The organism is Delftia sp. Cs1-4 (assembly GCF_000214395.1).
GTDB classification, from domain to species: Bacteria; Pseudomonadota; Gammaproteobacteria; order Burkholderiales; family Burkholderiaceae_C; genus Comamonas; species Comamonas acidovorans.
Map to the genome: position 1 here is coordinate 4233975 of NC_015563.1, position 23715 is coordinate 4257689.

26 protein-coding genes are annotated in these 23715 nt (G+C 66.3%); 9 read left to right on the plus strand and 17 right to left on the minus strand.

Annotated elements, in window-relative coordinates:
• Positions 1-93 precede the first annotated feature (93 nt).
• On the plus strand, positions 94-651 hold the full coding sequence (locus DELCS14_RS18445) for a DUF4124 domain-containing protein (RefSeq protein WP_013803024.1): 558 nt from the start codon (positions 94-96) through the stop codon (positions 649-651).
• A 13-nt stretch (positions 652-664) separates the two neighbouring features.
• Here the strand turns inward: DELCS14_RS18445 and DELCS14_RS18450 are convergent, their stop codons facing one another.
• On the minus strand, positions 665-1009 hold the full coding sequence (locus DELCS14_RS18450; protein WP_013803025.1) for an RnfH family protein: 345 nt from the start codon (positions 1007-1009) through the stop codon (positions 665-667).
• Entirely contained in the window at positions 1002-1454 is a 453-nt protein-coding gene (locus DELCS14_RS18455; RefSeq protein WP_034398355.1) for a type II toxin-antitoxin system RatA family toxin, read from the minus strand. Before DELCS14_RS18455 ends, DELCS14_RS18450 begins: the two co-directional genes overlap by 8 nt.
• A gap of 168 nt (positions 1455-1622) precedes the next feature.
• Between DELCS14_RS18455 and smpB the strand changes: the two genes are divergently transcribed.
• The 4 genes from smpB to DELCS14_RS18475 all read left to right on the plus strand — a co-directional run bounded on the left by smpB (position 1623) and on the right by DELCS14_RS18475 (position 4069).
• Positions 1623-2096, plus strand: a complete 474-nt coding sequence (gene smpB, locus DELCS14_RS18460) for an SsrA-binding protein SmpB (RefSeq protein ID WP_013803027.1) — start codon at positions 1623-1625, stop codon at positions 2094-2096.
• 109 nt (positions 2097-2205) lie between these two features.
• Positions 2206-2622, plus strand: a complete 417-nt coding sequence (locus tag DELCS14_RS18465) for a hypothetical protein (protein WP_012204847.1) — start codon at positions 2206-2208, stop codon at positions 2620-2622.
• 30 nt (positions 2623-2652) lie between these two features.
• On the plus strand, positions 2653-3219 hold the full coding sequence (locus tag DELCS14_RS18470; RefSeq protein WP_013803028.1) for a sigma-70 family RNA polymerase sigma factor: 567 nt from the start codon (positions 2653-2655) through the stop codon (positions 3217-3219).
• Between the two features lie 10 nt (positions 3220-3229).
• Positions 3230-4069, plus strand: a complete 840-nt coding sequence (locus tag DELCS14_RS18475; RefSeq protein ID WP_013803029.1) for an anti-sigma factor — start codon at positions 3230-3232, stop codon at positions 4067-4069.
• Between the two features lie 15 nt (positions 4070-4084).
• Here the strand turns inward: DELCS14_RS18475 and DELCS14_RS18480 are convergent, their stop codons facing one another.
• Positions 4085-4780, minus strand: a complete 696-nt coding sequence (locus tag DELCS14_RS18480) for a hypothetical protein (RefSeq protein ID WP_013803030.1) — start codon at positions 4778-4780, stop codon at positions 4085-4087.
• 156 nt (positions 4781-4936) lie between these two features.
• On the opposite strand from DELCS14_RS18480, the gene DELCS14_RS18485 reads away from it, so the two are divergent.
• Entirely contained in the window at positions 4937-5602 is a 666-nt protein-coding gene (locus tag DELCS14_RS18485) for a TetR/AcrR family transcriptional regulator (protein ID WP_013803031.1), read from the plus strand.
• Between the two features lie 73 nt (positions 5603-5675).
• On the opposite strand, the gene DELCS14_RS18490 is transcribed toward DELCS14_RS18485, so the two are convergent.
• The 4 genes from DELCS14_RS18490 to DELCS14_RS18505 form a co-directional block, all read right to left on the minus strand.
• Positions 5676-6767 carry an enoyl-CoA hydratase/isomerase family protein gene (locus tag DELCS14_RS18490; RefSeq protein ID WP_013803032.1) on the minus strand — a complete coding sequence of 364 codons (1092 nt, stop codon included), beginning with the start codon at positions 6765-6767 and terminating at the stop codon, positions 5676-5678.
• Between the two features lie 142 nt (positions 6768-6909).
• On the minus strand, positions 6910-7941 hold the full coding sequence (locus DELCS14_RS18495; RefSeq protein ID WP_013803033.1) for a tripartite tricarboxylate transporter substrate binding protein: 1032 nt from the start codon (positions 7939-7941) through the stop codon (positions 6910-6912).
• Positions 7942-7983: 42 nt separating this feature from the next.
• Positions 7984-8481 (minus strand): MaoC family dehydratase, encoded by a 498-nt coding sequence (locus tag DELCS14_RS18500; RefSeq protein WP_013803034.1) that lies wholly within the window; start codon positions 8479-8481, stop codon positions 7984-7986.
• A gap of 1 nt (position 8482) precedes the next feature.
• Positions 8483-9679, minus strand: coding sequence for a CoA transferase (locus DELCS14_RS18505; protein ID WP_013803035.1), 1197 nt, complete (start codon positions 9677-9679; stop codon positions 8483-8485).
• 83 nt (positions 9680-9762) lie between these two features.
• Here DELCS14_RS18505 and DELCS14_RS18510 point away from each other — a divergent pair, with 83 nt between their 5' ends.
• Positions 9763-10650 carry a LysR family transcriptional regulator gene (locus tag DELCS14_RS18510; RefSeq protein WP_012204838.1) on the plus strand — a complete coding sequence of 296 codons (888 nt, stop codon included), beginning with the start codon at positions 9763-9765 and terminating at the stop codon, positions 10648-10650.
• A 153-nt stretch (positions 10651-10803) separates the two neighbouring features.
• Here DELCS14_RS18510 and typA read toward each other — a convergent pair whose 3' ends face one another.
• From typA to DELCS14_RS18555, 9 genes are all read right to left on the minus strand, one after another.
• Positions 10804-12630 carry a translational GTPase TypA gene (typA, locus tag DELCS14_RS18515; protein WP_034398352.1) on the minus strand — a complete coding sequence of 609 codons (1827 nt, stop codon included), beginning with the start codon at positions 12628-12630 and terminating at the stop codon, positions 10804-10806.
• 23 nt (positions 12631-12653) lie between these two features.
• Positions 12654-13619 (minus strand): tRNA pseudouridine(55) synthase TruB, encoded by a 966-nt coding sequence (gene truB / locus DELCS14_RS18520; RefSeq protein ID WP_012204836.1) that lies wholly within the window; start codon positions 13617-13619, stop codon positions 12654-12656.
• Positions 13620-13623: 4 nt separating this feature from the next.
• Positions 13624-13995 (minus strand): 30S ribosome-binding factor RbfA, encoded by a 372-nt coding sequence (gene rbfA, locus DELCS14_RS18525; RefSeq protein ID WP_012204835.1) that lies wholly within the window; start codon positions 13993-13995, stop codon positions 13624-13626.
• A gap of 6 nt (positions 13996-14001) precedes the next feature.
• Positions 14002-16863, minus strand: coding sequence for a translation initiation factor IF-2 (infB, locus tag DELCS14_RS18530; protein ID WP_013803037.1), 2862 nt, complete (start codon positions 16861-16863; stop codon positions 14002-14004).
• Positions 16864-16886: 23 nt separating this feature from the next.
• Entirely contained in the window at positions 16887-18374 is a 1488-nt protein-coding gene (nusA, locus tag DELCS14_RS18535) for a transcription termination factor NusA (RefSeq protein ID WP_012204833.1), read from the minus strand.
• Positions 18375-18461: 87 nt separating this feature from the next.
• Positions 18462-19040 carry a ribosome maturation factor RimP gene (gene rimP / locus DELCS14_RS18540; protein ID WP_012204832.1) on the minus strand — a complete coding sequence of 193 codons (579 nt, stop codon included), beginning with the start codon at positions 19038-19040 and terminating at the stop codon, positions 18462-18464.
• A gap of 266 nt (positions 19041-19306) precedes the next feature.
• Positions 19307-19708 carry a thioredoxin family protein gene (locus DELCS14_RS18545; protein WP_013803038.1) on the minus strand — a complete coding sequence of 134 codons (402 nt, stop codon included), beginning with the start codon at positions 19706-19708 and terminating at the stop codon, positions 19307-19309.
• A 9-nt stretch (positions 19709-19717) separates the two neighbouring features.
• Entirely contained in the window at positions 19718-21061 is a 1344-nt protein-coding gene (locus DELCS14_RS18550) for a cytochrome c (protein ID WP_013803039.1), read from the minus strand.
• Entirely contained in the window at positions 21058-21903 is an 846-nt protein-coding gene (locus DELCS14_RS18555) for a c-type cytochrome (protein WP_013803040.1), read from the minus strand. Before DELCS14_RS18555 ends, DELCS14_RS18550 begins: the two co-directional genes overlap by 4 nt.
• A 168-nt stretch (positions 21904-22071) precedes the next feature.
• On the opposite strand from DELCS14_RS18555, the gene DELCS14_RS18560 reads away from it, so the two are divergent.
• Positions 22072-23067, plus strand: coding sequence for a J domain-containing protein (locus DELCS14_RS18560; protein WP_013803041.1), 996 nt, complete (start codon positions 22072-22074; stop codon positions 23065-23067).
• Positions 23064-23399: a chaperone modulator CbpM gene (locus tag DELCS14_RS18565; RefSeq protein ID WP_013803042.1), complete on the plus strand. Its 336-nt coding sequence runs from the start codon at positions 23064-23066 to the stop codon at positions 23397-23399. The genes DELCS14_RS18560 and DELCS14_RS18565 overlap by 4 nt, the downstream gene beginning before the upstream one ends.
• 88 nt (positions 23400-23487) lie before the next feature.
• Here the strand turns inward: DELCS14_RS18565 and DELCS14_RS31025 are convergent, their stop codons facing one another.
• Positions 23488-23649, minus strand: a complete 162-nt coding sequence (locus DELCS14_RS31025; RefSeq protein ID WP_012204826.1) for a hypothetical protein — start codon at positions 23647-23649, stop codon at positions 23488-23490.
• Positions 23650-23715: the final 66 nt, after the last annotated feature.

The window sequence follows — 23715 nt, forward strand, 5'->3', positions numbered from 1 at the left end:
AATGTATGCTGTAGGCCATTGTTCCCCGCTATCGCTGCCCGCCATCATTTCCTGCTATTGCTACCTGCAACCGGCCCGATCACCCCAATCACCATGCATGCCACCAAGCTTGTTTTGCTAGCCGCGCTTGCCGCCTGTTCGCTGTCCGCAGCCGCCCAGTGGCAATGGGTCGACGCCACAGGCCGCAAGGTCTTCAGCGACCGCGCGCCACCCCCTGACATTCCGGCCAAGAACATCCTGCGCCAGCCTGGCGGCAGCGCACCCGCTCCAGCAGCGGCGGCGCCATCCACTGCACCGGCAGCTACAGATGCGGCCACGCAGCCCGCTGCAGATGCAACGGCACAGACAGCGCCTGCCGCCACCGCCAAGGACGCCAAGCCCGCAGGCACCGACAAGGCCCTGGAAGAGCAAAAGCGCAAGGCCGAGGCCCAGGAGGCCGCCAAGGCCAAGGCAGAAAAGGACCGCATTGCCAAGGATCGCCAGGAAAACTGTGCGCGGGCAAAACAGGCCAAGACGGCACTGTCATCGGGCGGCCTGCTGGCACACACCAATGCACAGGGCGAACGCGGCTTCATGGACGAAGCCACGCGCAACAGCGAACTCAAGCGCGCCGACGCCACCATCGCCTCGGACTGCGGCCCGGTGCGCTGAGCGCCTCCCTCCTTCAGTAACCGGCCTTGGCCCCGGGCCTTTGGCGCTGGAACAGGCCCGTGGCGCGGGCTCCCTGGCGCGCAAAGCGCTCGCGGCGCGCCACCTTGGGGTCCACGGTCAAGGGCCGGTACAGCTCCACGCGATCGCCGTCGCGCAAGCCTTGCGTCAAAGGGGCGCTGCGGCCCCAAAGGCCAGCGGGCCCCTCCTGTGCAAAGCCCAGCGCCTGCCAGCCACCAGCGGCCTCGACTGCGTCGGCAATCGAGGCACCGGCCGGCAATTGCAGGGTCAGCTCAACGACTTCACCAGGGCGCGGGCTGCATGCCAGCGTGATGCACAGAAACGGCCGGGGTTCAGCCATAGACCTGCTCGGCGCGCTTGACGAAGGCATCGACCATGGAGCCCGCGATGCGGTCGAACACCGGGCCGACCACGGCGGCCAGCGCCATGTTGTCAAAGCCATAGTCCAGCTGCAGCTCCACGCGGCAGGCCCGCTGCGAGCCGTCGCCCACGGGGCGGAACATCCAGTTGCCCTCCAGCCGCGAGAACGGCCCCTTGATCAGGCGGATGCTGACCTGGCGCCCGCCATCGTCGAGCACGCTGTGCGTGTTGCGCGTGACGAAGGACTTGCGCATGCCGCCGAATGCAATGCCCACCTCGGCCGTCATGCCCTGCTCGTCCTGCTCCAGCACCCTGGCCTGGTCGCACCAGGGGAGGAAGTCGGCATAGTGGGCCACGTCCGTCACCAGGGCAAACATTTCTTGGGGGCTGTACCAGATCAGGACGGACTTGTTGACTTTTTTCATGAATGGGGCGGGCTGCACGGCATGCAAAACACCGGCTGCGCGGTCATGGCGCATACGGCTGTCACAATGACGGCAAGGCGAAACTAAAATCCCGCACGGAGGCGAGACGGCAATCCAGTATTGTATGGAGAGCTTTCATCTCCAGGTTTTCGCCGCATCTATTACTCCATGGCCAAGAAACCTGAAACACAGTCGCGCATCGCCGACAACAAAAAAGCCGCGTTCAACTACTTCTTCGAGGAACGCTTCGAGGCCGGCATCGTGCTGCACGGCTGGGAAGTGAAGGCACTGCGCAGCGGCAAGGTGCAGCTGACCGACGGCTACGTCATCGTCAAGGACGGCGAGCTGTTCCTGCTCGGCTGCCAGATCAACCCGCTCAAGACCGCCTCCACCCACGTCAACCCCGACGCGGCGCGCATCAAGAAGCTGCTGCTCAAGAAGGACGACATCCTGCGCCTGATCGGCAAGGTCGAGCAAAAGGGCTTCACGCTGGTGCCCATCAACCTTCACTGGAAGAACGGCTTCGTCAAGTGCGACATCGCCCTTGCCAAGGGCAAGGCCGAGCACGACAAGCGCGACGTGATCAAGGACCGCGAAGGCAAGCGCGAGGTCGAGCGCGCCATGAAGAGCTTCAACCGCTGACGGGCATCCGCAGCTTTTTTTGCACTGCTGCGGAATAAACCGGCACGGCCCAGTGTTCATTGCAATGTCCGGCCGCAATTTCGCGCGCCGGCAAGCACCGGAGACAGCGATGAAGAAGCTCGGCATGAAACTTGGTACCTGTGCCTTCACGGCAGCCCTGACATTGACCCTGGCAGGCTGCTATTCCGCGCCTGCGGCCAACGCCTCTGGCCAGACCCCGCCCAGCGCGGTCAGCGTGCAAAACGGCATGCTGGTCGGCGCCAACGGCATGACGCTCTACACCTTCGACAAGGACACGGCCGGCAGCGGCAAGTCCGTCTGCAACGGCCCCTGCGCGACCAACTGGCCGCCGCTGATGGGCAAGCAGGCGCCCTCTGGCGGCAACTACAGCGTGATCCAGCGCGACGATGGCAGCAGCCAGATCGCCTACAAGGGCAAGCCGCTGTACTACTGGGTGAAGGACGGCAAGGCCGGTGACACCACGGGCGACGGCGTCATGGGCGTCTGGCATACCGCACGCCCCTGATTCCAGTCGCATCCGCCTTCGGACCTGCCCATGGACCGCAGCCAGATCCTGGAGCACCTGCCCGGCCTGCGCCGCTACGCGCGGCTGCTGGCAGGCGATGCCTGGGCCGCCGACGACCTGGTGCAGGACACACTGGAGCGTGCCTGCCGCAAATGGCTGCTGTGGCGCCCCGACGGCGATCTGCGTGCCTGGCTGTTCACGCTGATGCACAACCTCTACCTGAACCAGCGGCGCTCTGCCGCGCGCGGGCAGTGGCTGGACATAGACAGCCTGTCCGAGACCCTGGCCGCACCCGAGGACAGCAGCGATGCGGCCCTGGACCTGGAGCGCTGCCTGCAGCGCCTGCCCGCCGAGCAGCGGGCCGTGCTGCTGCTGGTCAGCGTGGAGGACATGAGCTACGCCGACACGGCGCGCGTGCTGCATCTGCCCCTGGGCACCGTGATGTCGCGGCTGTCGCGCGCACGGTCCCGGCTGCGCGAATTGATGGAGGCCCCATCGGCCACCTCGGCCTCCTCTGCAGCGCCTGCACAGTCAGCACCGACTGCCAAGGCCGCAACACCCCAAGCCGCAGCCCCCGCGCTGCGCCGGCTCAAATGACGAGGCCGCCATGACCGCATCCGCCCCCACCCCTCTTTCATCTTCCTCGCCCTTGCCCCCGCCCATTTCCGACGAGCAGTTGCACGCCCTGGTCGATGGCCGCCTGCCCGCGCAGCAGGCGCAGGCACTGCGCGACCAGCTGGACGAAGACAGTGCCGCGCGCGTGGAGCAATGGCAACGCCAGCGCCAGTTGCTGCGCGCCCTGCATGCCGCCCGGGATGAACCCGGCATGCCCGACGAAATGCGCGCCGCCGCCGAACAGTTGCAGGGCCTGCACCAGCGCCAGCAGCAGTGGTGGCGCTGGGGTGGCATGGCCGCGGGCTGGATGCTGGCCTTCGGCCTGGGCTGGCTGGTGCATGGGCAGCAGGCGGTGCCAGCCGCCGCGCCATCAACGGCGGCCACGCTGGCTGCCGCCACCCCGGCCCGCTTCGCCCACCAGGCGGCCGTCGCACACGCGGTCTACCAGCCCGAGCAACGCCACCCGGTCGAGGTGGAGGCCGCGCAGCAGGCCCATCTGCTGCAGTGGCTGTCCAAGCGCCTGGGCCGGCCGCTGAAGCTGCCGGCCCTCACGGACCTGGGCTATGAGCTGGTGGGCGGCCGATTGCTGCCCGGCGACAGCGGCGCACGCGCCCAGTTCATGTACCAGGACGCGGCCGGCGAGCGCATCACCCTCTACCTGGGCGCGCTGCAGGACCCGGCCACGCGCGGCGAGACTGCCTTTCACTTCAGCAGCGACGGCCCCGTGCCCAGCTTCTACTGGGTGGACCAGGGCTTTGGCTATGCGCTCAGCGGCGCCCTGCCGCGCAACCGGCTGCTGCAGCTGGCCACGGCCGTGCACCAGCAGCTTTGAAGCCTGGGGCCACGTCTACCAGGGCAGCGGCGCCGCCTCGCCGTTGCCATGCTCGCCGTAGTACAGCGAGGGCAGGAAGCGCGACAGGTAGGTGAACTCCGTGTAGCAATGGCGCAGCAGGCCCAGGCCCAGCGCGTCGGGCAGCTCGGCCGCCGGGTCGGCGCAGGACTGGCCCAGCAAAAAGCGGCTGCGCAGCACGCAGCCAAAAGGCGTGTCACGCGCCAGGTGCACCATCTGCCCGTCCATGGGGTCCCCGCTGGCGTCCAGCTGCACATGCTCGCCGAAGCCGATACGCGCATACACGGCGGCCGATGCGCGTTTTTCGGCAAAGGCCAGCTCCAGCTGCGCAGGGTCGAACAGCTCGCGCGGATCGTGGAACTTGAGCCTGGCCGCCACGGGCGGAATATCGGCCAGGGACTCCACGGCCTCGATGGACGCGCCGATGTAGCTCTCGCCCTTCTTCCATTGCGCATCCCAGCCGCGATGCGCGATGTGGTCGTGCGGATGCCACCACTTGATGTGCTGCGTGGTCTCGAAGAACTTGAACCACCAGTCCAGCATGCGGCCGCTGCAGCCATGCAGGTCGGTGCGGCAGGCCACCACCAGGCAGCCGCTGGGCAGGCGCTGGATTCCCGTCTCCAGCCGCAGCGGCGTGATGTGCAGCAGCTCGTCGATGCGGGAAATGTCGGGCTCGAAGGCATGGGGGTTCATGGGTGTTTTCCGTTCCTGGGTTGATGAGGAAAAGCCATCTTATATTAAAGAAACGAACAACGTTTCCAAAAAATCGGATAATCCCTGCCGGGTAACAAAATGCTGCACAACCAGGCACGACCCTGCACAACACCGAACGGAACGACAAGAAATCCAATGGAATCCGAAATCACTCCTGCGGCCCCCAGGCCGCGCGGGCGGCCGGCCCGGCCCGAGCACGAGGCCAACGACGCCGCCCTGGCCGCCGCCACCTGGCTCTTGCTCAACGAAGGCTATGCCGCCACCACCATGGAAGCCGTGGCCAGGCGCGCGGGGCTGGCCAAGAAGACGCTCTACCGCTTTGCAGCCAACCGCGAGGACCTGGTGGCCCTGGTGGTGCGCGGCTGGACCGACGGTTTCCGCCCCGCCCTGTCGGCCGATGCGCAATCGGCCGCAGAGGTGGCGCCAGCGCTGGCCGAGATCCTGCGCGTGATTGCCGCGCGCGTGCTGTCGGCCGAGGCGGTGGGCATGTTCCGCCTGCTCACCACCGACTTTCCCGCCAAGCCCGAGTTGCTGGAGGTCTACCAGCGCAACGGCATTGAGCGCGGCCGCGGCATGCTGGTGGACTGGCTGCGGCGCCAGTGCAGCAAGGGATTGCTGCGGGCCGAACAGCCCGAAGTCGTCTGCGACCTGCTGCTGTCCATGGTCATTGCCGAGCCGCTGCGGCAGATGGCCCTGGGCCTGACGCCGCCCGTGCCCGAATGGGATCCGGGCCCGCGCATTGACGACGCGGTACGGCTGCTGGCAGGCCATTCCTGCCGCATGGAGCCTGCGGATCGTTGAATGCAAAAAGGCCACCCGGCATGGCGCCGGATGGCCTTTTGGAAGCCTGAACGCTGAACGCTCTGCGCCGCGATCAGTCCAGCGCCGCCAGCGGATGCGAATGCGCAGGCCAGGGGCTGTCGAAGAAGGCGCGCCACTGCGCTTCCTGCACATCCTCGATGCGCGCAGGGTTCCAGCGCGGTTGGTGGTCCTTGTCCACGGCCAGTGCGCGTATGCCTTCGATGGTCTCGCTCTGGCCCGGGCGCAGGTAAAAGCAGTGGCGCACCATGTCGCGCTCCATGCGCAGGTCCTGGGCCAGCGTCATGCCGCGCGCGCGGCGGATCTGCTCCAGCACCACGTGCAGCATCAGCGGCGAGCGCTTGCGCAGCGTGGCAGCCGTGTGCTGGGCCCACTCGCCATCTGCCGCTTCCAGCGCCTGCACCATGGCAGCCACCGTAGGCAGGGCAAACACGCGGTCGATCTCGGCGCGGGGCTGGGCCGCTGGCTTGGCCAGGGCCGTGAACTTCGACTTCACCAGGGCCTCGATGGCCGCTGCATCGGCAAAGCTGCCGGCGGCCAGCGCGTCCCACAGCGCAGGCTGCTGGTCCGAGGGCAGGTAACCATCGGCCAGGCCGAAGTCCAGCGCATCGGCCGCGCCGATCACATCGCCCGTCAGCGCCAGCCACTCACCCGCGTGACCCGGGCAGCGCGAGAGGAAGTAGCCGCCACCCACATCGGGGAACAGGCCGATGGCCGTCTCGGGCATGGCCATCTTGGTGCGTTCGGTGACGATGCGCAGCGTGCCGCCCTGGCTGATGCCCATGCCGCCGCCCATGACGATGCCGTCCATGAAGGCGATGTAGGGCTTGCCAAAGGTGTGGATCAGGTGGTTGAGCGCGTACTCCTCGGTGAAGAAGTCCTCCAGTTGCGGATTGCCCGTGCTGCCCGCGCCATGCAGGAAGCGGATGTCCCCGCCCGCGCAGAAGGCGCCGAAGACCCCTTCCTTGCCCATGCCTCGGATGGCCACGGCCAGCACCTGCTCATCCTTTTGCCAGGCCAGCAGGGTGGCCAGCAGATCGCGCACCATGCCCAGCGACAGCGCATTCAGCGCCTTGGCCCGGTTCAAGGTGATCATGCCCATGCGGCCCCGCACTTCGCTGAGGACTTCGCCGGCAGCTCCCGTCATATCTTGCTCCTTGTTGCTATGCATGCCCTGCCCCGGCAGCCCGGGGCAATGAGCCGCAACCATAGCTGAAAAACCGCGCCCGCCCCTGACAAACAGGTGCCAATTTGCGCAACTGCGCGACAGGCGCCGCAACGCCCCGCACTCAGTCCAGAGAGACGCCCGTGCTCTTGACCACGCCGGCCCAGCGCTTGATCTCGCTGCGGATATAGGCGCCGTATTCCTCGGGCGTGGAGCCCAGGCCTTCGGCGCCCTGCAGCTGCAGCTTCTCGACCACGCCCGGGTCCTTGAGCGCGCGCATCAGTTCCTGGTTGAGCCGCTGGATGATGGCGGCCGGCGTTTTGGCCGGCACCATCACGCCCTGCCAGGCACCGGCCTCGAAGCCGGACATGCCGCTTTCGGCCAGCGTGGGTGCATCGGGGAAGTTGGGCAGGCGCTTGGAAGAACTCACGGCCAGCAGCTTGAGCCGCCCCTCCTTGATGAAGGGTGCGACGGAGTTGATGGTGTCGGTCATGAAGTCGATCTGCCCGGCCACCAGATCCACGTCGGCCGGCGCGCTGCCCTTGTAGGGCACGTGGCTGGCCTCGATCTGGTAGTGCTGCACGACCTGGAAGGCCGCCAGGTGGGTGACATTGCCGTTGCCGGCCGAGCCATAGGACAGCTGGCCGGTCTTGTCCCTGGCATGGCGCACGAACTCCTGCACGTTCTTCACCGGCAGCTTGGGGTTGACCACCAGGCCCAGCGGCACCACGGCCGTCAGCGCCACGGGCATCAGGTCCTTGCCCACGTCGTAGCTCATCTTCTTGTAGAGCGACGGGCTCAGCGCAATGGACGAGGTGTTGTAGAGCACGGTATAGCCATCGGGCGCGGCCTTGGCCACCAGGGCATTGCCGATGTTGCCATTGGCTCCGGGCCGGTTGTCCACGATTACGGTCTGGCCCAGTTGCTGGCCGACCTGCTGGGCCAGCACGCGCGCCACCAGGTCGGTGGGCCCGCCCGGCGGGAAGGGCACGACCATCGTGATGGGCTTGCTGGGCCAGGGCTGCTGCGCCTGCGCGGCGCCGGGCAGTGCCGCCCCCACTGCCACCGCCGCAGCCGCCGCAACAGGGGCCGCCAGGGTGACCAGCGCCATGCGGCGCCTTCTATTGCGGGCCGCCTTGTCGATCTGCTTGTCCATGCTTTTGTCTCCTGATGTCGTTATGGGAATGCTTGTGGCCGCCTAGCTGCGCCCGGCCAGCAGGCGCACGGCCGTGTATTCCATGACCTTCTGGTGGCCCTGGTTGAAGACCTCGATGCGCGAGGTGACGACGGCGCGGTTGCCCTTGGAGGTGGGCTTGATGGCGGTGACTTCGACCAGCGCCTCGATGGTGTCGCCCACCAGCACGGGGCCGAGGATCTTCTGGTGCAGCTCCAGCATGGCCAGGCCCGTGCCCTGGATCATGCTTTGCAGGATGAAGCCTTCGATCAGCGCATAGGTCATGGCGCCCGGCACGGGGCGGCCGGCAATGGCGCCGCCGTCGTAGCCCTCCTCGATGAAGATGGCCTCCAGCATGCCCGTGGCGTTGATGAAGGCGACCAGGTCGGACTCGGTCACGGTGCGGCGGAAGGTGCGCAGCTGCTGGCCAACCTGCAGGTCCTGCCAGAAAAAGCCCTGGCCCATGCGGGGCACGGCGTTCCAGGCGGCGCCAGGGTGGGGCTGCGGGGTGTTCACTGTCATCTCATGTCTCCTGTTGCGTGATCTGCAGGCCGGCGATGCGCTCGGCGCTCCAGCCCGCCTGGGCCAGCAGCGCCGCCGTGTGCTCGCCCAGGCGCGGTGGCATGCCCATGGGGGCCTGCCAGCCATCCATGCGCACGGAGGAGCGAGGCAGGTGCACGGTGCCCATGGCGGCGTCGTGCAGCGGCACGAAGAACTCCGTGGCCTGCAGGTGTGGATCGGCGGGCAGATCGTCCATGCGCGCCACCGGGGCGGCGGGAATCTCCAGGCGCTGGCAGGTATCGAGCCAGTACTGGGTGCCGTGCAGCGCCACATGCTCGCCTGCGGTCTCCAGCAGCTCGGCAATGTGGGCAGTGCGGCTGGCCTGGCTGGCAAAGCGCGCGTCCAGGGCCAGCTGCGGCTGGCCCACGGCGGCGAAGAAGCGCTGCCAGTGCGCATCGGTGTACGGCATCATGCAGACGTGGCCGTCCAGCGTTCGGTAGGGCTTGCGCCAGGGCGCCATCACGCGCGGGTAGCCTGCGCCGCTGAGCGCGGGGCTGAAGTGCATGCCGTAGAAATGCTCGACCAGGTTGAAGCCCACCATGGTCTCGTACATGGGCACTTCCACAAAGCAGCCATGGCCGCTGCGCTCGCGCTGGAACAGCGCCGCCAGCACGGCATGCGCGGCCACCAGGGCGCAGGTCTTGTCGGCCGCAATGGTGGGCAGGTAGCGCGCCTCGCCCGTCTGGCGTTCCATCAGGTCGGCCAGGCCGCTCATGCCCTGGATGACGTCGTCGTAGGCGGGCATGCCTGCATAGGGGCCGTCCTCGCCAAAGCCATGAAGGCCTGCATAGACCAGGCGCGGATAGCGCTCGCGCAGCGTTGCGGGGTCCAGGCCCAGCGGAGCCAGCTTTTGCGGGCGCATGCTGTGCATGAACACATCGGCCGTGGCCAGCAGCGCATGCAGGGCCTGGCGCGACTCTTCCTGCTTGAGGTCCAGCACCACGCTCTTCTTGCTGCGGTTGGTGCCCATGAACATGGCCGCCATGCCGGGCTCCACGGCCGGGCCGGTATGGCGCGTGGAGTCGCCGGCCGGCGGCTCGATCTTGATGACTTCGGCGCCGTAGTCGGCCAGCACCTGGCTGGCCAGCGGCCCGAACACCACGCTGGACAGATCCAGCACCCGAATCCCTGTCAACGCAGCCTGCACTGTGGTCTCCATGTTGCTTCAGGAAGCCAGTATTTGATATCTTCAAAGCTGCGTCTAAGACTTAATTCAGCATCTCTGATACACGGTGGATATTAATGGACCTGCGCCAACTGCGTCACTTCGTCACCCTGGCCCGCACGCTCAACTACCGGCAGGCGGCCGAGCAGCTGCACATGTCGCAGCCGCCGCTGTCCCAATCCATACGACGGCTCGAAGACAGCCTGGGCGTGCAGCTGTTCCAGCGCGACCGCCGGGGCACGGCGCTGACCGAGGCAGGCCTGGCGGCCCTGGAAAGTGCCGAGCTGGCCCTGCACCATGCGCGCCAGATGCAGGAGGTCTCGCGCGCCACGGCCGGCGGCGAGCGCGGGCGCCTGCACATAGGCTTCATAGGCTCGGCCACGTTCTCGTTGATTCCGCGGCTGGTGCAGGCCTTTCGCAGCGAATATCCGCTGATCGATCTGGTGCTGACCGAATCGACCACGCGCGAGATCTGCGCGCAGGTGGCCAGCGGCGATTTCGATGCCGGCCTGCTGCGCTACCCGGTGACGCAGGCCACCGACCTGTCCATCACACCCGTGGAAAAGGACGAGCTGGTGGCCGTGCTGCCCGAAGGCAACCCGCTGCTGCAGCGGCCCGCCTTGCGGCTGCGGGACCTGGCGGACCAGCCCTTCATCAACTACCGCCCCAGCGAGGTGCCAGGCCTGCATGCGCTGGTGGTGCTGGCCTGCCAGAACGCGGGCTTCATGCCCCAGGTCAAGCAGCATGCCGTGCAGGCGCAGACCCTGGTCAGCCTGGTGGGTGCGGGCCTGGGCGTGGCGCTGGTGCCAGCCGTGGTGGCCAAGGGCAGCACGCCGGGGGTGGTGTTCCGCGCGCTGGCAGATACCGAGAACCTGCCCTCCATCGGCCTGGCCCTGGCGCTCAATCCGCAGCAAAGCGCAGCGGCCGGGCAGCGCCTGCGCGAGTTGCTGCTGCAGCTGCAATAGCAAGCAGTTGCAAGCAATAGCAGCAGCAGTTCCTTTGCCGTTGCGCCCGCACGCCTGAACGGCGCGCCACAAAAGACAAAGGCCGCAGATGCGGCCTTTGACAGTCAGGGCGGTGAAGCCATGCGGCTTGCGTGCACCCTGGCGCAACAGCGCTTATGCGCCGCGCGAAGCGCGCTTGCGCTCGTTCTCGGACAGGTGGCGCTTGCGAACGCGGATGCTCTTGGGGGTGATTTCCACCAGCTCGTCGTCCTCGATGAATTCCACCGCGTATTCCAGCGACAGGTCGATCGGGGGCGTGATCTTGATGGCATCTTCCTTGCCGGACACGCGGAAGTTGGTCAGCTGCTTGGTACGCGTGGCGTTGACCACCAGGTCGTTGTCACGGCTGTGGATGCCGATGATCATGCCTTCGTACACGGGATCGTTGGCCTTGACGAACATGCGGCCACGGTCATCCAGCTTGCCCAGGGCGTAGGTGAAGATTTCGCCTTCGTCCATGGAGATCAGCACACCGTTCTTGCGGCCGCCGATTTCGCCCTTGTGCGGCTCGTAGCTGTCGAAGATGTTGGAGATCAGGCCGGAACCACGGGTCAGGTTCAGGAATTCGTTGGTGAAGCCGATCAGGCCACGCGCAGGAATGCGGTACTCCAGGCGCACGCGGCCGCGGCCATCGGGTTCCATGTTGACCAGCTCGCCCTTGCGCTCGCCCAGGGCCTGCATCACGCCACCCTGGTGGCCTTCTTCGATGTCGGCCGTCACCAGCTCGATTGGCTCGTGGCGCACGCCGTCCACGTCGCGGTAGACCACGCGGGGCTTGGACACGGCCAGCTCGTAGCCTTCACGGCGCATTTCTTCCAGCAGGATGGTCAGGTGCAGTTCGCCGCGGCCCGACACTTCGAAGATACCGTCTTCGTCGGTTTCCTTGACGCGCAGGGCCACGTTGGAACGCAGTTCCTTTTGCAGGCGGTCCCAGATCTGGCGGCTGGTCACGAACTTGCCTTCACGACCTGCCAGCGGCGAGGTGTTGACGCAGAAGTTCATGGTCAGCGTGGGCTCGTCGATCTTGAGCATCGGCAGCGGCTGGGGGTTCAGCGGGTCGGTCAGCGTGACGCCCATGCCCAGATCGGCGATGCCGTTGACCAGCACGATGTCGCTGGGACCGGCTTCGGTCACTTGCACGCGGTCAATGCCCTGGAACTTCAGAACCTGGTTGATGCGGCCCTTGTAGCTCTTGCCGTCAGGACCTTCCATGACCAGCACGTCGGTCGAAGGCTTGAGCGTGCCGGAGGTGATGCGGCCCACGCCGATACGACCCACGAAGGTGGAGTAGTCCAGCGCCGAGATCTGCATTTGCAGCGGAGCGGCAGGATCGCCCTTGACGGCGGGAACGTGCTTCAGGATGGTGTCGAACAGGGCCGACATGTCGGGGCCCCACTGTTCGCCAGGAGCGCCTTCTTCCAGCGAGGTCCAGCCGTTGATGCCCGAGGCGTACACCACGGGGAAGTCCAGCTGCTCGTCGGTGGCACCCAGCTTGTCGAACAGGTCGAAGGCGGCGTTGACCACGTAGTCGGGACGCGCACCGGGCTTGTCCACCTTGTTGACCACGAGGATGGGCTTCAGGCCCAGGGCCAGTGCCTTCTTGGTCACGAAGCGCGTCTGGGGCATGGGGCCTTCCTGCGCGTCGATCAGCAGCACCACGCCGTCCACCATGGACAGGGCACGCTCCACTTCACCGCCGAAGTCCGCGTGGCCGGGTGTGTCGAGGATGTTGATGTGCGTCTCGTTCCAGCTCACGGCGCAGTTCTTGGCCAGGATGGTGATGCCACGCTCGCGTTCGATGGCGTTGTTGTCCATCACCGTGTCCACGACTTTCTCGTGTTCGGCGAAGGTTCCGGATTGGCGCAGCAGCTGGTCCACCATGGTGGTTTTGCCGTGGTCCACGTGGGCGATGATCGCGATATTGCGGATTTGTTTGCTCATAGTGTTTTCCCATTGCCGCTGCGTCATGGGCGCGGCGTGTCTTCCAAAATCTGTTGAATTTCCAGTGAACTGAGCAGGCGCCCGGGGATCAGTTCCCCACGCACCACGCGCCCCACTCCCAGCAGAGCCTGTGGGTTCTCGCCATACACAGCCACCGCCTCGGCATCGGCCCAAGCGCCCTTGCGGGGCAGGCCCGTGAGAAAACGGGCCGCATCTTGCTCGCCCAGCGTGACAGCCGTGTGGCTGGCCAGCAGGGCGTCGACAGGCTGCAACTGCTGCAGACGCTCGCCCTCGCCCATGGCGGCCAGCGCCTCCAGCGAGATACAGCGCTCGACACCCAGCCCCCCGGTGTCGATACGGCGCAGCGCGCGCAGGTGCGCGCCGCAGCCCAGGGCCTCGCCCACGTCCTCGGCCAGCGTGCGGATGTAGGTGCCCTTGCTGCAGGTCACCAGCATCCGGATCGCAGGCAGCCCTTCGCTGTCTTGCGTCAGCGAAAGCTCCAGTGCGTGGATTGTCACTTCGCGCGCCGGGCGCTCGACTTCGATGCCGGCACGCGCGTATTCATAGAGAGCCTTGCCGTCCTTCTTGAGGGCGCTGTACATGGGTGGCACCTGGCGGATCGCACCCGTGAACTGCGCCTGCACGGCGGCCAATCGCTCGGCCGTGAGGGCGGCGAGGTCAACGGCGCGCTCGCGCAGCACCTCGCCCTCGGCATCGGCCGTGGTCGTGGTCTGGCCCAGGCGCGCAATCGCCTCGTAGGTCTTGGCAGCCTCAAGCTGCAACTGGCTGAACTTGGTCGCCGCACCGAAGCACAGCGGCAGCACGCCGGTGGCCAACGGGTCCAGCGTGCCGGTGTGTCCGGCCTTTTCGGCGCGCAGCAACCACTTGACCTTTTGCAAGGCGTCGTTGCTGGACAGCTCCAGCGGTTTGTCGAGTAGCAACACCCCATGCACAGGGCGCCGCTGCACCCTTGTGCGTGGCGCGTTCATGGGGCTACTCTTCCTTTCCGCGCGAAGAAACGGCCTTGGCGATCAAGGCGTTCATGTCGGCCGCACGCTCGGAGGTGCGGTCGTAGATGAAGTGCAGCGTGGGCACTGTGTGGATATGCAGGCGCTTGAACAGGCCATTGCGCAGGAAGCCTGCGGCCTGGTTCAACGCTTCCTGCGTCGCCTGTGGATCGCCCACGAGCAGGCTGAAGTAGACCTTGGCGTGGGCATAGTCCGGAGTCACCTCCACGCTTTGCAGCGTGACCATGCCCACGCGCGGGTCCTTCAACTCGCGCGCGATCAGCTCTGCCAGATCACGCTGGATCTGGTCAGAGACTTTGAAGCTGCGATTCGGCGCAGCGGACTTGCGTGTTGCCATGGCGAATTACAGCGAGCGCGCGATTTCCTTGATCTCGAACACTTCGAGCACGTCGCCTTCGCGAATGTCGTTGTAGTTCTTGAGCTTGATACCGCACTCGAAGCCTTCCTTGACTTCCTTGACGTCGTCCTTCAGGCGCTTGAGCGATTCGATCTCGCCCGTGTAGATGACCACGTTCTCGCGCAGCAGGCGGAAATGCGCATTGCGCGTGACCTGGCCTTGCGTGATGTACGAGCCGGCCACGGTGCCGATCTTCGAAGCCACGAACACGGTGCGGATCTCGGCCATGCCGATGATCTCTTCCTTGCGCTCGGGAGCCAGCATGCCGGACATGGCCGCCTTCACCTCTTCGACTGCGTCGTAGATGATGTTGTAGTAGCGCAGGTCCACATCGTTGCTCTCGGCCGTCTTGCGAGCCTGGGCATCGGCCCGGACGTTGAAGCCGATGATGATGGCCTTGGAGGCCAGCGCCAGGTTCACGTCGGACTCGCTGATGCCGCCCACGCCCGAGTAGACCAGCTGAACGCGGATCTCGTCGGTCGAGAGCTTGAGCAGCGATGTGCCCAGCGCTTCCTGCGAGCCCTGCATGTCGGCCTTGATGATGATGGGCAGGGTCTGGACCTCGCCTGCACCCATTTCGGCAAACATGTTCTCGAGCTTGGCGGCCTGCTGGCGGGCCAGCTTGGTGTGGCGGAACTTGCCGGCGCGGTAGGTCGCGATTTCGCGGGCACGACGCTCGTCCTGCAGCACCATGAAGTCGTCGCCGGCCTGGGGCACATCGGACAGACCCTGGATTTCCACCGGGATGGAGGGGCCGGCAGACTTGGTCTGCTTGCCGTCTTCGTCCAGCATGGCGCGCACGCGGCCGTAGGTCTGGCCTGCCAGCACCACGTCGCCCACCTTCAGCGTACCGGACTGCACCAGCACCGTGGCCACAGGGCCGCGGCCCTTGTCCAGCTGGGCTTCGATGACCAGGCCCTTGGCAGCGGCTTCCACGGGAGCGGTCAGCTCCAGCACTTCGGCCTGCAGCAGAACCTGCTCCAGCAGCTCGTCGATGCCCTGGCCGGTCTTGGAGGACACGGCGATGAACGGGGACTCGCCGCCGTACTCTTCAGGCACCACCTGCTCGGCCACCAGGCCTTGCTTGACGCGGTCGAGGTTGGCATCGGGCTTGTCGGCCTTGGTGATGGCAACCACGATGGGCACACCAGCAGCCTTCGCGTGCTTGATGGCTTCCTTGGTCTGGGGCATCACGCCGTCGTCGGCAGCGCACACCAGGATGACGATGTCGGTGGCCTGGGCACCACGGGCACGCATGGCCGTGAAGGCCTCGTGGCCCGGGGTATCCAGGAAGGTGACGATGCCGCGGGGCGTCGTCACATGGTAGGCACCGATGTGCTGGGTAATGCCACCGGCTTCGCCCGACGCCACCTTGGTGCGGCGGATGTAGTCCAGCAGCGAGGTCTTGCCGTGGTCCACGTGGCCCATGACGGTGACCACGGGAGCACGCGACTCCTGGGCAGCTTCCTGCTGGGACACTTCCTCGGCCGTGAAGGCTTCGGGATCGTCCAGCGCGGCGACCTTGGCCGTGTGGCCCATTTCCTCGACCACGATCATGGCCGTGTCCTGGTCCAGAGGCTGGTTGATGGTGACCATCTGGCCCATCTTCATCAGAACCTTGATCAGCTCGGACGCCTTGACCGACATCTTGTGCGCCAGTTCGGCCACGGTGATGGTCTCGGGCACGTGCACTTCGATGGCGCGGAATTCCGCTGCCGCGCTCTGGTGCTGACCGTCATGACGGTCATTGCCACGACGGCCGCCACGCGGGCCGCCGCGCCAGTTGGAACGGCCACCCACGCCACCGGAGCTGTCGCCACGGGTCTTGATTTCCTTCTTCTTGCCATCGCCAGCCCAGCTCGACGAGAGCTTGGCGGACTTGACTTCCTTGCCGGCACCGGCAGGCGCACCCGCACGCGCACCGGCTCCACCGGCGGTCGTGCCAGCGGGCTTGTGCAGCGTGGTCTTCTTGGCATCGCCGGCAGCGGGCGCTGCAGGCTTGGCCACGGGCTTGGGCTCTTCAGGCTTCTTGGCCACGAGCACCTTCTTGGGCGCAGCCATCATGGCGCGAATGGCTTCGGCCTCGGCCAGCGCCTTGCGGCGGCGGTCTTCCAGATCCTTGGCGCGTTCGGCTTCCTCGGCCGCACGGGCCTTGGACTCTTCCTCGGCCTTGACGCGAGCCGCAACCTGGGCTTCGGCGCGCGCGGCCTGGCCTGCAGCCTGCTCACGCGAAGCTTCCTGCTTCGCGCGGTTGGCCTCGAGGATCTTTGCGGCTTCTGCAGCCGCATAGGCGCTTGCGCGCTCTTCGGCTTCTCGTTCGCGTTGTTGAACTAGTTCGCGCTCTTCGCGCTCACGGCGTTGCTGTGCCAATTCTTCCTCCTCGCGGCCGATCATTTCGGCCTGGCGACGTGCTTCCCCTTCGCGGCGCACCAGATCCTGGGACTCGCGCTCCGATGCCGCGCGCTGCTCCTGGGCAGCGGCAACGACAGCGGGATCGGAGGCGCCCTCGGCGACCTCGTCACGCTTGACGAAGGTGCGCTTCTTGCGCACTTCCACCTGGATGGTGCGGGCGCGGCCCGACGAATCGGCCTGCTTGATCTCGCTTGTGGACCGTTTGGTCAGCGTGATCTTCTTGGCGCCACTTCCGTGGCTGGCCTGCAGATGGCTGAGCAGTTGCTGCTTGTCGCCGTCGGTCAACGCATCCGATGCGTTGTCCTTGGCGACGCCTGCAGCCTTGAGCTGCTGCAGCAACGTGTCAGGGGTCTTGTTGAGCTCTCTTGCAAACTCGGCAACCGTATTACTGGACATATATGCTCTGAACCTCCCTGACCTTACTCTTGCCCTTCGGTGAACCAGTGTTCACGCGCCTTCATGATCAAAGCCTTCGCTTCTTCCTCGGTCTGCCCGGTCAGCTCGGTCAACTCGTCGATGGCCAGATCGGCCAGATCGTCTCGGGTGTGCACATCGGCCTCAGCCAGCTTGTCCACGATCTCCGGAGTCATTCCCTCGAGCGTCAGCAGATCCTGCGACACTTTGCCCACGTTTTCCTCGTGCGCGATTTCCTGCGTCAGCAGTGCATCTTTCGCCCGGGTGCGCAACTCGTTCACCGTCTCTTCGTCGAACGCCTCGATTTCGAGCATTTCCTGCAGCGGCACATAGGCCACTTCTTCCAGGGTCTCGAAACCTTCCTCGATGAGGATGTTGGCGATTTCCTCGTCCACATCGAGCTTTTCCATGAACAGCTGGCGCGCAACAGCGGACTCGTCCGCCTGCTTTTGCGCAGACTCAGCCGCGTCCATGATGTTGATCTTCCAGCCGGTGAGCTCGGAAGCCAGGCGAACGTTCTGACCGCCACGGCCGATGGCGATGGCGAGGTTTTCCTCGTCAACCACCACGTCCATGGCATGCTTTTCCTCGTCCACAACGATGGACGACACATTGGCCGGAGCCAGCGCGCCGATCACGAACTGTGCAGGGTCTTCGGACCACAGCACGATGTCCACGCGCTCGCCAGCCAGCTCATTGGTGACGGCGTTGACACGGGTGCCTCGCACGCCGACGCAGGTGCCGATGGGATCGACACGCTTGTCATGGCTGAGCACGGCGATCTTGGCGCGGCTGCCGGAATCGCGAGCGCAGCTCTTGATCTCCAGCAGGCCCTGCTCGATCTCGGGCACTTCGTTGCGGAACAACTCGACCATGAACTCGGGCGCCGAGCGCGACAGGATGATGGGCGCGCCGCGCAGCGTGGCGTCCACTTCCATGATCATGGCCCGCACGCGGTCGCCGTTGCGCAGGTTTTCCTTGGGGATCATCTCGTTGCGGCGCAGGCGTCCTTCGACACGGCCGGCCTCGACGATGATGTCGCCCTTGTCCATGCGCTTGACGGTGCCCGTGAAGATCCGGTCGCCGCGCGACAGGAACTCGTTGAGCAGCATTTCGCGTTCGGCGTCACGGATCTTCTGCAGGATGACCTGCTTGGCCGCCATGGCGCCGATGCGGCCGATGGGCACCGACTCGATCTCTTCCTCGATGTACTCGCCTTCGGAGATACCGGGGACGCGGTCCTGTGCGTCCATCAGCATTTCTTCGGCATCGGGGTTTTGCAGGCCCGCATCATCGGGCACCACCAGCCAGCGGCGGAAGGTGTCGTAGTTACCGCTATCGCGATCGATGGCCACGCGGATGTCCACCTCACCTTGGTACAGCTTCTTGGTGGCCTGGGCCAGGGCCGATTCCACTGCACCGAACACCAGATCGCGCTCCACGTTCTTTTCGCGCGAAATGGCTTCTACCAACATCAACAATTCGCGATTCATGCGACGACTCTCCTATTTCAATCACACAGGAAGGGGATGGCAGTGCCCTTCCTGCCCCAATGATTCGACGTACCCTGCCTGCTCCGATCAGACCGGCTTGGCAGAACGCCCCTTGAAATCCACGATGGGAGCCAGACGCGCCTCGCGCAGCTCCTCCAGAGTGAAGCCCAGCGCCTGCAGGGGCGCGGGAACACGCTTTTTGCTGACCTTCTGGCCAGGCTTGACGGGTGGCTCGTCGCTCCAGACGATCTGCCAGCCACCATCTTCGGCACGCTCCAGCGTGCCGCGGAATTTCTTGCGATTGGCGCTGACCTGCCCTTCAGCGGCGGCGCCGATGGGCTCCTTGAGGGTCAGGTCGATGACTTCACCGACAAAGCGGGTGAAGTCCTGCTCGTGCCGCAGGGGGCGGTCGATACCAGGGGAGGAGACCTCAAGGCGCGTGTAATCTGCGCCATCAACCTCAAGCGCGAACTGCAGCTGGCGCGTGATCTTCTCGCAGTCCTCGACTGTCACGAACTGCTCCGGCACCACCGGCCCGCCCTCCACCGGGGGCTGCCAAGGCAAATCAATTGTGACGCGCAACAGCCCGCCCGCCGAGCGTTCTATTTCCACCAGGTCATAGCCCAGACCTGTCACGGTTTGTTCAACGATTTGCTGTAGTGCCACGTGTATTTAAATTCAGTCCTGCAAACACAAAAGACCCGGAACGCCCCTGAAACATTGGCAGCAGCCATGTCCCAACAGCGCCGAGCCCCATGGCAATCCCGAAGGTCGCCCGAAGATCGCCCAAAAAAAAGGGCGGTTGGTACCCGCCCGTTTGGTCGTGAATATGCCATTGTATCCGCAAACGACCTTCAGGCCAAGCCCGCCCCGCACAAAAGCGGGGACAGGACGAGGGACCTCAGGCCCGCCCACCCGCCCTTGCCCGAGACTCAGACGCCAACACGCTCCAGCGCCTGCGCCGACTGGAGCCGCCGCAAGAGGGCCTGCGCCTCGGCGGGATCGGCAGGGGCCGCGCCCGGGTCCTGGGCCAATGACTGCAGCATGCGCGCCACAACCCCCGCCTGGGGCAGCACCGGCCCCAGAAAACGTGCACGCTCGCCATCAGCCACCAGCAGCGAGGGGAAGGTTTCGATGTCCAGATCTCCGGCCACGTCCTCGCGGTCCTCGACATCAAGCCAGACAAAGCGCATCTGCGGGAACTGGCTTGCCAGTTCCGCAAACGTGCTTCGGTATTGGTTGCAAACGCCGCACCATTGCGCGCACAGGCAAACCACCCACCAGGGGCGGGTGGCGTCGCTGTCGTCCGGCAGCTTGCCGGCCATTGAATCCATGAAAGCCTCTCAGAAACCACGCCCTTCCCGGGCGCGATAAACCTCCATGTTACCGATTTCCGCTGCCTTGTTGCCCCAGGCGTTGCGCACATAGCTGGCCACGGCGGCCACCTGTGCGTCGGACAGCACATGACCGAAAGGCGGCATGCCGTGCGGCTGCGGCTGCTGCCGGGTGGAGGGTGGGTAGCCCCCCTCCAGCAACACCAGCAACAGGTTGCGCGGCTCGGCCAGGGTCACGGAGGCATTGCCCGCAAGCGCGGGAAACGCGCCCGGCGTTCCCTGGCCCTCGGCACCGTGGCAAACCGCGCATTGCCGCTCGTAGATGGCCCGCCCCAGGGCCATTTGCCCGGATGGCACGGGCGCGGCAGCAGGCCTGCTCCTGGGCGGGCCTGCTGCCGCGCCCTGCTCCTGCAGGTAGGAAGCGAGGGCCTGCAGATCCTGCGGCTGCCAGTGCTGGGTGCTGCGCGCCACGACTTCGGCCATGGGGCCCAGCGCCGATCCCGAAGGACCCGAACCCGTCTGCAGCAACTGCACCCAGGCGGACTCCCGGCCCGCGCGCACGCCGGCTTCGCCCGGATCAAGCAGCGACGGCGCATACCAGGCCTGCCCTGCCACAAAGCCACCGGACATGGCCTGGGACGAGGCACCCATGCCGTTGCGCGGTGCATGGCATGCCGCGCAGTGCCCCAGGCCCTGGGCAAGATAGGCACCGCGATTCCAGGCAGCCGCCTTCTGCGGCCGGTCCTGCCAATCCTGCGGGGTGAAGAACAGCGCGCGCCAGACAGCCAGCGAGCCCTGCCAGCCATAGGGAAAGTCCAGCGCATGCCGGGGCACCTGCGCGCGCACGGCAGGCAGGCTTTGCAGATAGGCAAACAGCGCGTCCGAGTCGGCGCGCGTCACATGGGTGTAGCTGTCATATGGAAAGGCCGGATACAGCAGGCGCCCTTCCCGTGACCGCCCGTTATGCATTGCACGCCAGAAGTCCTGGGCCGTCCACAGCCCCAGGCCACTTTCCTTGTCAGGCGTGAGATTGCTGGTGTAGAGCGTGCCGAACGAGGTGGGCAGGCCCCGCCCGCCCGCATACTCGGCGCCGCCAGCCGCCGTATGGCAGCCTGCGCAGTTGCCCACGCGGGCCAGGTAGGCACCGCGCTCTATCAAGGCAGTTGGCGTTTCGCGCGCGCCTGACCAGCCGCCATGACCGTAGGCGTGCACGCCCTGCTCGCCCCGCAGGTTGAGCCAGACCAGGAGCGCGCCCAGCAGGGCGATGATCAGCAACGCCAGCCCTGCCACCCTGGCCAGCCGCCGCCGCCCGTGTGTGTTCCCGCTTGCCGCGTTTTCTGCCAGGGTGTTCATGGCTTGCCCTCCTGGCCGGCAACGGCGGCTACGGCGCCGCAGCGCAGCGGCATGGGCAGGGCCAGGGCTTCATGTCCGCCCGGCGCCGCCAGTGCAGGGCGCGATGACAGCCAGGCCGTGACGGCCACAACCTCCTGCGCCGTCAGCGCCTTGGCCACCTGGTCCATGCAGTCGGGCGCTGCCGCCTTGCGCTGGCCGGAGCGCCAGGCACCGATCTGGCTGTTCAGATAGTCGCGCGACAGGCCCAGCAGGCCCGAAATATCGTCACCCGCACCCATGAGCCGCTCACCATGGCATGCAGCGCAGGCGGGCAGGCCGCGCTGCGCGTCGCCCCGCAAGACCAGTTGCTCGCCACGGGCGAGTTCAGCGGGCGGCAGTTGCGCCGGCACAGGCGGGGCATAGGGAAGCTCCAGGCCTGCGAAGTGCGTGGCGATCTGGCGCAGATAGTCGTCCGACATGAATTCGATCAGCCGGTTCATGGCCGGATAGCTGCGGCGCCCTTGCTGGAAGTTCTTGAGCTGGCGGTACAGATAGCCTGCGGGCTTGCCCGCAATGCGCGGAAAGTAGCCGCTGGGCGTGGCCCGGCCCTCGGGACCATGGCAGGCCGTGCAGGCCAGCACCCTGGAGGCCATGGAGCCCACATCGGGCAGCGGGGCGCTGACCACGGCGGGCGGCAGGTCTGCCATGGGCACGCCCGGTGCTGGCTGCATGGTCTGCGCGGTCTGCGCCATCACCCCGCAGGTTCCACACGCGCCGGCCACCAGCCATGCGCCCAGCAGGGCCCTCCATCCCCTGGAGCCTGTGCGCCCCCGCCCAGCCCGCCACCGACTGCCATGTGCCATGTCCGACGCCTCCTGTTCCGTCCTGCCGACGCGCGAATGTAATGAACCCGTCACAAGATGCCAGTCAAGCAGGAAAAGGCCCATCGGTTGAGACCCTGCCATGACCGGGCTATGCTGCTTTCGGGTTTGTCCAGAACATCGCCCGCAAGGGCCGGAGGACGGAAATTCATGGATTACAAGGACTACTACCGCATCCTGGCCGTGGACAGGCAGGCCAGTGCCGATGACATCAAGAAGGCTTATCGCAAGCTGGCGCGCAAGTACCACCCCGATGTCAGCAAGGAGGCGGACGCCTCCGAGCGCATGGCCGAAGTCAACGAAGCCAATGCCGTGCTGTCGGACCCCGAAAAGCGCGCAGCCTATGACGCCCTGGCCGATGCGCCGCGCCGCAGCGGGCCCGGCGCCGGCGGCTTCCAGCCACCACCTGGCTGGGAAGGGCAGGACTTTCACTTTCGCAGCAGCGACGGCGCCATGCCGGAGGGCGACGCGGACTTCAGCGAGTTCTTCTCACAGATGTTCGGCCAGGGCGCGCGTGCCCGCCATGCGGGCGGAGGCGGCCAGCATCGCGCTCCGCCTGACCTGCGCGGGCAGGACCAGCACGCCAGCATCGAGCTGGACCTGCTGGACAGCTACCAGGGCGCGCAGCGCAGCCTGCACCTGCGCACCACGGTGCTGGATGAGGACGGACACCCGGTGGCGCGCGACAAGGAATTGCAGGTCAGCATTCCCAAGGGCGTGCGCGAAGGCCAGATGATCCGCCTGGCCGGCCAGGGCGGCCCGGGCCTGGGCAACGGCCCGGCAGGCGATCTGCTGCTGGAAGTGCACCTGCGCCACGACCCGCGCTGGTGGGCCGAGGGCAAGGATGTCTACCAGCCCGTGTCCCTGGCCCCCTGGGAAGCCGCACTGGGCGGCCCGGTCCGCGTGGCCACCATTGCCGGTGAATTCGAGGTCAGCGTGCCCGCAGGCAGCCGCGCTGGCCGCAAGCTGCGCATCAAGGGCAAGGGCTTGCCCGCCGCCACGCCGGGCGACCTGTACCTGGTACTGGGCATCGCCCTGCCCGAACCCCAGACCGAAGCCCAGCGCCAGGCCTATGCGGCACTGGCCCAGGCCTTTCCCTCGTTCGATGCCCGCCAGCACGCGGCGGGCCAAGGAGCCACGCGATGAGCACGCCGCTGTACCCCTTCTACGAGCCCGCAGAACTGCTGGACGAAGGCGCTCTGGACCTGCAGGATCTGGCCCGCCACTGCCAGCGCAACACCGCCTGGGTGGTGGAGCGTGTGCAGACCGGCGTGCTGTACTGCGAAAACGAGCCGTCCGACGAAGCGGCCGCGCCGCAGGCACAGTGGCGCTTCAGCAGCCAGACCCTGGTGCGCGCGCGCCGCATAGCCCATCTGGAGCACAGCTTCGATGCCGACCCTCAGCTGGCCGCGCTGACGGCGGACCTGATCGAGGAAGTGCAGATGCTGCGCCGCAAGCTTCAGGCACTGCAGCATTGAGAACGCCGCCTCAAAAGCAAAAGCCCTCGTAAGAGGGCTTTTGCTTTCAGAACGTGGCCGCAGCAGGCATGCATGCGGCCCGCCGTGCTCAGCGGTGACGCTTGCCGGGGTTCTTCTTGGTATGGGTGTGGGCGCCACGGGCGCGGCTCACGCGCTGGCCACGGCCGGGCGTCGGCAGGGTGACGCCGTTGGGCAGGGGGGGCTGGGGAGTGAACTTGCGGTCGGCTTCGGTAACGATCTTGTTGCCCATGGCATTTCCTTCTTCAAAAAAATGAGAACGCGCAATTAGGCCATAGACCTGCATGACCGCGCACAA

What these genes read in the sequence shown, in the direction of transcription:
- DELCS14_RS18550 (WP_013803039.1), bottom strand. Translation starts at nt 21,061, where the DNA reads ATGAACACCCTGGCAGAAAACGCGGCAAGCGGGAACACACACGGGCGG.
- DELCS14_RS18485 (WP_013803031.1), top strand. Translation starts at nt 4,937, where the DNA reads ATGGAATCCGAAATCACTCCTGCGGCCCCCAGGCCGCGCGGGCGGCCG.
- DELCS14_RS18500 (WP_013803034.1), bottom strand. Translation starts at nt 8,481, where the DNA reads ATGACAGTGAACACCCCGCAGCCCCACCCTGGCGCCGCCTGGAACGCC.
- nusA (WP_012204833.1), bottom strand. Translation starts at nt 18,374, where the DNA reads ATGAATCGCGAATTGTTGATGTTGGTAGAAGCCATTTCGCGCGAAAAG.
- smpB (WP_013803027.1), top strand. Translation starts at nt 1,623, where the DNA reads ATGGCCAAGAAACCTGAAACACAGTCGCGCATCGCCGACAACAAAAAA.
- DELCS14_RS18470 (WP_013803028.1), top strand. Translation starts at nt 2,653, where the DNA reads ATGGACCGCAGCCAGATCCTGGAGCACCTGCCCGGCCTGCGCCGCTAC.
- DELCS14_RS18545 (WP_013803038.1), bottom strand. Translation starts at nt 19,708, where the DNA reads ATGGATTCAATGGCCGGCAAGCTGCCGGACGACAGCGACGCCACCCGC.
- DELCS14_RS18555 (WP_013803040.1), bottom strand. Translation starts at nt 21,903, where the DNA reads ATGGCACATGGCAGTCGGTGGCGGGCTGGGCGGGGGCGCACAGGCTCC.
- DELCS14_RS18480 (WP_013803030.1), bottom strand. Translation starts at nt 4,780, where the DNA reads ATGAACCCCCATGCCTTCGAGCCCGACATTTCCCGCATCGACGAGCTG.
- DELCS14_RS18560 (WP_013803041.1), top strand. Translation starts at nt 22,072, where the DNA reads ATGGATTACAAGGACTACTACCGCATCCTGGCCGTGGACAGGCAGGCC.
- DELCS14_RS18490 (WP_013803032.1), bottom strand. Translation starts at nt 6,767, where the DNA reads ATGACGGGAGCTGCCGGCGAAGTCCTCAGCGAAGTGCGGGGCCGCATG.
- rbfA (WP_012204835.1), bottom strand. Translation starts at nt 13,995, where the DNA reads ATGGCAACACGCAAGTCCGCTGCGCCGAATCGCAGCTTCAAAGTCTCT.
- truB (WP_012204836.1), bottom strand. Translation starts at nt 13,619, where the DNA reads ATGAACGCGCCACGCACAAGGGTGCAGCGGCGCCCTGTGCATGGGGTG.
- DELCS14_RS18565 (WP_013803042.1), top strand. Translation starts at nt 23,064, where the DNA reads ATGAGCACGCCGCTGTACCCCTTCTACGAGCCCGCAGAACTGCTGGAC.
- DELCS14_RS18465 (WP_012204847.1), top strand. Translation starts at nt 2,206, where the DNA reads ATGAAGAAGCTCGGCATGAAACTTGGTACCTGTGCCTTCACGGCAGCC.
- DELCS14_RS18475 (WP_013803029.1), top strand. Translation starts at nt 3,230, where the DNA reads ATGACCGCATCCGCCCCCACCCCTCTTTCATCTTCCTCGCCCTTGCCC.
- DELCS14_RS18505 (WP_013803035.1), bottom strand. Translation starts at nt 9,679, where the DNA reads ATGGAGACCACAGTGCAGGCTGCGTTGACAGGGATTCGGGTGCTGGAT.
- infB (WP_013803037.1), bottom strand. Translation starts at nt 16,863, where the DNA reads ATGTCCAGTAATACGGTTGCCGAGTTTGCAAGAGAGCTCAACAAGACC.
- DELCS14_RS18445 (WP_013803024.1), top strand. Translation starts at nt 94, where the DNA reads ATGCATGCCACCAAGCTTGTTTTGCTAGCCGCGCTTGCCGCCTGTTCG.
- DELCS14_RS18455 (WP_034398355.1), bottom strand. Translation starts at nt 1,454, where the DNA reads ATGAAAAAAGTCAACAAGTCCGTCCTGATCTGGTACAGCCCCCAAGAA.
- DELCS14_RS18495 (WP_013803033.1), bottom strand. Translation starts at nt 7,941, where the DNA reads ATGGACAAGCAGATCGACAAGGCGGCCCGCAATAGAAGGCGCCGCATG.
- typA (WP_034398352.1), bottom strand. Translation starts at nt 12,630, where the DNA reads ATGAGCAAACAAATCCGCAATATCGCGATCATCGCCCACGTGGACCAC.
- DELCS14_RS18510 (WP_012204838.1), top strand. Translation starts at nt 9,763, where the DNA reads ATGGACCTGCGCCAACTGCGTCACTTCGTCACCCTGGCCCGCACGCTC.
- DELCS14_RS18450 (WP_013803025.1), bottom strand. Translation starts at nt 1,009, where the DNA reads ATGGCTGAACCCCGGCCGTTTCTGTGCATCACGCTGGCATGCAGCCCG.
- DELCS14_RS31025 (WP_012204826.1), bottom strand. Translation starts at nt 23,649, where the DNA reads ATGGGCAACAAGATCGTTACCGAAGCCGACCGCAAGTTCACTCCCCAG.